The following is a 6,569-nucleotide window of genomic DNA, read 5'->3' as shown; positions in this document are numbered from 1 at the left end:
CCAACCACCGGCTGAGGCCCATCCAACAGGCAGCAACCCCAGGGAAATTCCACCCTCACAGCCTTGATCGCCGCACCTTCAACCTGCGATCTGTCACACCAGCAACATCTTCAGAAGGCTCCTAGAAACCGGCCTCACCGCCCGGCAACCGGGCCTCACCACCTGGAACCGCCTCGAAACCGGCCTGACCCCTGGAAGGCCGACCTCTCCGCCCGGCAACCGGCTCCACCACCTGGAAGGCCGGCCTCACCGCCCGGAAGGCCGACCTCTCCGCCCGGCAACCGGCCTCACCGCCCGGAAGGCCGACCTCTCCGCCCGGAAATCGGCTTCACCGCTTGGAAGGCCGGGCGCGAGCGGCTGTGCGAAAGGGGCTGCCCAGGCGGAGCGGTCTGTGACCCCTCTCCGTCGCCGACTATGACGTTTACCCCGTCCTGACCGGGCAGCCCGGTGGGAGGGAGGTGGAGGTCATGGAGGCGAAAGAGTGGAGCGTGCGCGTACATATCGCCGAGGAGGGCGACGACACGTCCGCGAAGGCGACGCTGACGACCCGCGACGGCACCCGGGTGACGGGAGAGGGCCGCGCCCGCCGGAATCCGGCCGACCCCTCGGTCCCGGAGATCGGCGACGAACTGGCGGTCTCACGGGCGCTGGGTGACCTGGCGGACAAGCTGGCCGTGATCACGAGGCACGACATCGCGGACTCGGTCCATCCCGCGGATTCCGCCACCCAGAACCGTTCTTGGTAAATGCATTATACCACGAATAGCCGAATTAAGCATTTTATGCAAACAAATGCGAAATTCGCTATATTGCCGATTTATGGGGAAATTCATTACCTCCACCGATGTGCGGTTGTGGACCGAGTCCTTCGGCGATCCGGCTGATCCGGCGGTGCTGCTCGTCATGGGCACCTCCACTCCGGGGACCGGCTGGCCGGACGAACTCGTGGAGAGCCTCGTGGCCGGCGGGCGGCACGTGATCAGGTTCGACCACCGCGACACGGGCCGCTCCGACTGCGTCGACTTCGCCGACCGCCCCTACACGCTCGCCGACATGGCCGGCGACGCCACGGCCGTCCTGGACGCGTACGACATCGTCGCCGCCCACGTCGCCGGGGCGTCGCTCGGCGGCGCGATCGCCCAGTGGCTGGCCGTGCACCGTCCTGAGCGGGTGCTGACGCTGACCGCGATCATGGCGGCCCCGATGGGCCACGACGCGGGCCCCGCGTGGGCACGGGCGCTGGAGGGGCGGGAGCCCGACCCCGGCGATCTGCCGCCGCCCTCTCCCCGCCTCCTCCACTACCTCGCCCGCACGGCCATGTCCCAGGCCCGCTGCCCGCGGTGCGGGTCTGGGACGGGAGCCCTTCGCCGCCCGAACCAACCACCGCCATGATCAACGAGGACGGCCTGAGGTAACCTCGGCACGCTCCCCGTCGTGTCGATCAAGGAGAGACGCATGGTCCGCAAAGCCGTGATCCCGGTGGCCGGTCTGGGCACCCGCCTGCTGCCCCTGACGAAGGCGCTGCCCAAGGAGATGCTGCCGATCGGCGACAAGCCCGTCATCGAGCACACCATCCGCGAGCTGGTCGACTCCGGAATCGAGGAGATCACCATCGTCACCTCGGCCCGCAAGGAGCTGGTCCAGCGGCACTTCGCCCCGGACGGAGACCTCGAGCTGCAGTTGCGCGCCGCCGGCAAGGACGACCTGGCCGACTCGGTCGCGGAGCTGTCCTCGCTGGCCCACATCACGTACCTGTACCAGAACGGCCCGTACGGCAACGGCACCCCCGTGCTCAACGCCGCCCGCGTCATCGGCGACGAGCCGTTCATGGTGTTGTGGGCCGACGACGTGTTCGTGGCCGAGGTGCCGCGGGCCAAGCAGCTCAAGGCCGCGTACGAAGCCACCGGCGCCCCCGTCCTGGCCCTGCTGCCGATGGCGATCGAGGACGCCTCGCGCTACGGCGTGCCGGTCGTCGAGAAGGACCTGGGCAACGGCCGCCTGCTGATCTCGGGCCTGGTGGAGAAGCCGGTCCCCGAGGAGGCCCCGTCGCCGTACGCGGCGATCGGCGGCTACGTCGTCACGCCCGGCGTGATCGAGGAGCTGGAGGCCCAGACGCGCAGGTGGCACGAGGACCCGCGCGGCGAGATCTACCTCACCGACGCCCTGCACCGCCACGCCGCCACCCACCCGGTGTACGGGCAGGTCATCGACGGCGCCTGGTGGGACACGGGATCGCCGCTCGACTACCTCAAGGCCCAATTCGCCGCCGCCCTCGCCCACCCCGTGTACGGCCCCGAGCTGCGCGACCTCGCCCTCGGGAGCGACACCCGCTGACTTGGGTTTTTTCCGGCGGGATGATTGTCTTTCCGGAGGAACTACGAGGAGGAACCGGTGAGCCGACAGATCGTTTCCATCGTGGGTGGCAAGGATGCGGCGTCCGCCGCCACCTATGACTCCACCAACCCCGCTCGCACGAGCGAGGTCGTGGCCCGGGTCGGCCTGGCCGACGCCGGCACGTTCGCCGCCGCCTGCCGCACCGCCAAGGAGGCGCAGCGCGAGTGGGCCAAGGTACCCGCCCCCGTGCGCGGGCGGGTGATCGCCTCCATCGGGCGCCTGGTCGAGGCGAACGCCGAGCGGCTGGCCCACCTGGTCACCGAGGAGATCGGCAAGCCGTACGCCGAGGCTCTCGGCGAGGTGCGCGAGATCGTGGACACGTGCGACTTCTTCCTGGGCGAGGGCCGCAGGCTCTACGGCCAGACCGTGCCGTCGGAGATGCCGGACAAGAACCTGTTCACGTTCCGGACCCCGGTCGGCGTGGCCGCGGTCGTCACGGCGGGCAACTTCCCGGTCGCCGTGCCCTCGTGGTATCTCGTCCCAGCCCTGCTCTGCGGCAACGCCGTCGTCTGGAAGCCCGCCGAGTACGCCGCCGCCTCCGCGCACGCCATGTTCCGGCTCTTCGTCGCGGCGGGGTTGCCCGACGGCGTGCTGAACATCGTCTTCGCCGACGGCGCCGAGACGTTCAGCGGCCTGGAGCTGGCTCTGGAGGAGGGGAGCGTGCAGAAGGTCGGGTTCACCGGGTCGAGCGAGGTGGGACGGAAGATCGGCGAGCTGACCGGGCGGCACCTGCAGTCGGCGTGCCTGGAGCTGGGCGGCAAGAACCCCATGGTCATCATGCCGGACGCCCAGCTGGACCTGGCCGTCGAGGGCGCGCTGTTCAGCGGCTTCGGCACGGCCGGTCAGCGCTGCACCAGCCTGGGCACGATCATCGTGCACGAAAGTGTGCACGACGAGTTCGTGGAGCGGTTCGCGCGGGCCGTACGCGAGGCCAGGATCGGCGATCCGGAGCAGGACGTGCTGTCGGGCCCGCTGCTGGACCAGAAGTTCGCGGACCGGTACGAGGAGTACCTGACCTGGATCCAGCCCCACCACAAGGTCGTGTCCGGAAATATCGGGAAGATCACGAAGGACAATCCGCACCGGGACTTCGACGGCGGTCAGGGGCTCTATTACCACCCGGTCGTCGTGGACGGCGTGCGACCGTCGGACCGGCTGTTCCTGGAGGAGACGTTCGGCCCGATCGTGGGCGTGACCACGTTCCAGACCATCGACGAGGCCGTCGAGCTGGCGAACCGGCCCGGCTACGGCCTGTCCAGCTCGATCTACACCACCGACGCCAAGCACGCCTTCCGCTTCCGGGAGGGCGTCTCCGCGGGCATGGTCAGCGTCAACAACTCCACCTCGGGAGCCGAGGCGCACCTGCCGTTCGGCGGCAACGGCAAGTCGGGCAACGGCAGCCGCCAGTCCGGCATGTGGGTGCTCGACCAGTTCACCCGCTGGCAGGCGATGAACTGGGACCACTCAGGCCGTCTGCAGAAGGCCCAGATGGACGTCGCGGAGATCACCCCCGACCTGGACTTCCGCCTCTCGTGACAACTCGATGAGGGGCCGTCGTCTGACGAAAGACAGGGCTGTCTCACGAAACAGGGCTGTCTGACGAAAAAAACAGGGCCCCTCATCGCGAGGGGCCCTGTTTCGTGTTTCTGGCCGGATCAGACCTGGCCGGCCTTCTCCAGGGCGGCGCAGCAGGTGTTCACCAGCAGGCGGGTGACCACGTAGGGGTCGACGTTGGCGTTGGGGCGGCGGTCCTCGATGTAGCCCTTCTTCTCCACCTCGACCTGCCACGGGATGCGCACGGAGGCGCCGCGGTCGGAGACGCCGTAGCTGTACTTGTTCCACGGGGCGGTCTCGTGGGCGCCGGTCAGGCGGCTCTCGATGCCCACGCCGTACTGCGTGATGTGCTCCATCGGCTTGTCGCCCTCGCCGAGCGCCTCGCAGGCGGTGATGATGGCGTCGTAGCCCTCGCGCATGGCGCGGGTGGAGAAGTTGGTGTGCGCGCCGGCGCCGTTCCAGTCGCCGCGGGCGGGCTTGGCGTCGAGGGTGGCCTCCACGCCGAACTCCTCGGCCGTGCGGTAGAGCAGCCAGCGGGCCACCCACATGTGGTCGGCGACCTCGAGCGGGCCGGCCGGGCCGATCTGGAACTCCCACTGGCCCGGCATGACCTCGGCGTTGATGCCGGAGAGCTCCAGGCCGGCGGCGAGGCAGCGGTCGAGGTGGAGCTCGACGATCTCGCGGCCGAAGATGGCGTCGGCGCCGATACCGCAGTAGTAGGGGCCCTGCGGCCCGGGGAAACCGCCGCCCTCGGGGAAGCCGAGCGGGCGACTGCCCTTGAAGAAGGTGTATTCCTGCTCGATGCCGAACCAGGACTCCTGCGCGGCGTACTGCTCGGCGATCGGGCGCAGCATCGCGCGGGTATTGCTGGAGTGCGGGTCGCCGTTGATCTCCTCGACCTCGCACAGGACGAGCAGGTTGGCGCCGCCGCGGATCGGGTCGGGGCAGGTGAACACGGGGCGGAGCACACGGTCCGACGCGTGGCCCTCGGCCTGGTTGGTGCTGGAGCCGTCGAAGCCCCACACCGGAGGCTCGGCTCCGTCAGCAAGGATCTTCGTCTTCGAGCGCAACAGAGCGGTGGGCTCGGTGCCGTCGATCCAGATGTACTCAGCCTTGTAGCTCACGGCGGTCCTTTCGGGGTTTCTCTCAGCCACGCCGAGTCTTACGGACAGCCGTTTCCCGGTTTTTGCCCGCATGTGAACGCCGTGTTAATCACGCGCCGTGACGCGATCGCCGGTCGGCTTGGAGCGGGGCGGCCCGGGTAGCACCACCGACGATACGAGTTCGCGCCGGCCACATCGCCACCCCCCATGACAGCCGCGCTGGCACGAAGGCATGGGGGGGTCTTGGGTGGACGTATCAGCCGCCGCATGGTGGCTCACGATCCTCGGGATCATCGGGCTGCTGCTGTTCGACTTCGTGTTCCACGTACGCAAGTCGCACGTCCCGACGTTGCGCGAGGCGTCGATCTGGTCGGCTCTCTACGTGGGCATCGCCCTGCTGTTCGGCGCAGGCGTGTGGATCTTCGGCGGCGCCGAGCCGGGAGCCGAGTATTTCGCCGGATACGTCACGGAGAAGGCGCTGTCGGTCGACAACCTCTTCGTGTTCCTCGTCATCCTGTCCAGCTTCAAGGTGCCCCGCGCCGACCAGCAGAAGGCGCTGCTGTTCGGGATCGTCTTCTCACTGATCGCGCGGAGCGGGTTCATCCTGCTCGGCGCGGCGCTGATCAACACGTTCTCCTGGGCGTTCTACCTCTTCGGCCTCATCCTGCTGTTCACGGCCGGGAACCTGCTCAAGCCCGAGAGCGAGGAGAGCCACGCGGCGGGCAACCTCATGGTCCGCCTCGCCCGGCGGCTCCTCCCCTCCACCGCGACCTACGACGGCGACCGGATGTTCACCGTCCAGGACGGCAGGCGGGTCATGACGCCGATGCTGCTGGTGATGATCGCCATCGGCGGGACCGACATCCTGTTCGCCCTCGACTCCATCCCGGCCATCTTCGGCCTGACCCAGAACGTCTACCTGGTCTTCACCGCCACCGCGTTCTCCCTGCTGGGGCTGCGGCAGCTGTACTTCCTCATCGACGACCTGCTGGACCGGCTGATCTACCTGACCTACGGACTGTCGATCATCCTGTTCTTCATCGGCGTCAAGCTCGTCCTGCACGCCCTGCACGAGAACAACGTGCCCTTCATCAACGGCGGCCGGCCGGTGCCCGTCACCGAGATCAGCACCGGCCTGTCCCTGTCGATGATCATCGGCGTGCTGCTGGTCACCGTGATCGCGTCCATGGCCAGCGCCAAGGGCGTCGCACAGAACACCGTCTCGGCCGCGCGGCGCCATGCCCAGGAGTACCTGGAGGTCGAGCACGACCCCGCGCTGCGCCGGGAGCTGTTCGCCAAGCTGCTCACCGAGGAGGCGCGGCTCAGGAAGCTGCCGGAGAAGTACCGCAGGAGCATCCGCGAGGAGGAGCGGCTCATGACCCTGCTGCGCAGAGTCCACGAGGAACACGACAGAACCCGGGTGCGCTGACCACGCCCTGCCGCTGCGGCCGGCTGAGGCGGGGCCGCTGAGGCGCGGCGGGCAGGCCGGGGCCGGTGTGGGGGCCGCCCCGGTCTCTT

The 6,569-nt window shown here is 68.7% G+C and carries 6 protein-coding genes; 5 read left to right on the top strand and 1 reads right to left on the bottom strand.

Features of this window, described 5'->3' with window-relative positions; all coding sequences use genetic code 11:
- Positions 1-467 precede the first annotated feature (467 nt).
- From ITP53_RS32900 to ITP53_RS32885, 4 genes are all read left to right on the top strand, one after another.
- Positions 468-746, top strand: a complete 279-nt coding sequence (locus ITP53_RS32900; RefSeq protein ID WP_195899351.1) for a DUF1876 domain-containing protein — start codon at positions 468-470, stop codon at positions 744-746.
- A gap of 73 nt (positions 747-819) precedes the next feature.
- Positions 820-1,392 (top strand): alpha/beta fold hydrolase, encoded by a 573-nt coding sequence (locus ITP53_RS32895; protein ID WP_195899350.1) that lies wholly within the window; start codon positions 820-822, stop codon positions 1,390-1,392.
- 63 nt (positions 1,393-1,455) lie between these two features.
- Positions 1,456-2,334, top strand: coding sequence for a UTP--glucose-1-phosphate uridylyltransferase (locus ITP53_RS32890; RefSeq protein WP_195899349.1), 879 nt, complete (start codon positions 1,456-1,458; stop codon positions 2,332-2,334).
- A 57-nt stretch (positions 2,335-2,391) separates the two neighbouring features.
- Complete coding sequence (locus ITP53_RS32885) at positions 2,392-3,930, top strand: aldehyde dehydrogenase family protein (RefSeq protein ID WP_195899348.1); 1,539 nt, start codon at positions 2,392-2,394, stop codon at positions 3,928-3,930.
- Positions 3,931-4,049: 119 nt separating this feature from the next.
- Here ITP53_RS32885 and glnII read toward each other — a convergent pair whose 3' ends face one another.
- Complete coding sequence (gene glnII, locus ITP53_RS32880; RefSeq protein WP_195899347.1) at positions 4,050-5,072, bottom strand: glutamine synthetase; 1,023 nt, start codon at positions 5,070-5,072, stop codon at positions 4,050-4,052.
- A 226-nt stretch (positions 5,073-5,298) separates the two neighbouring features.
- Between glnII and ITP53_RS32875 the strand changes: the two genes are divergently transcribed.
- Positions 5,299-6,480: a TerC family protein gene (locus ITP53_RS32875; protein ID WP_195899346.1), complete on the top strand. Its 1,182-nt coding sequence runs from the start codon at positions 5,299-5,301 to the stop codon at positions 6,478-6,480.
- Positions 6,481-6,569 lie beyond the last annotated feature (89 nt).

Origin of the sequence: Nonomuraea cypriaca (assembly GCF_015645445.1) — a bacterium.
Lineage (GTDB): Bacteria > Actinomycetota > Actinomycetes > Streptosporangiales > Streptosporangiaceae > Nonomuraea > Nonomuraea cypriaca.
The sequence above is the reverse complement of the archived record's forward strand: the minus strand, read 5'-3'. Positions and strand labels throughout refer to the sequence as shown.

Coding starts and splice junctions, on each gene's coding strand:
- ITP53_RS32900 (WP_195899351.1), top strand. CDS start 468: ATGGAGGCGAAAGAGTGGAGCGTGCGCGTACATATCGCCGAGGAGGGC.
- ITP53_RS32895 (WP_195899350.1), top strand. CDS start 820: ATGGGGAAATTCATTACCTCCACCGATGTGCGGTTGTGGACCGAGTCC.
- ITP53_RS32890 (WP_195899349.1), top strand. CDS start 1,456: ATGGTCCGCAAAGCCGTGATCCCGGTGGCCGGTCTGGGCACCCGCCTG.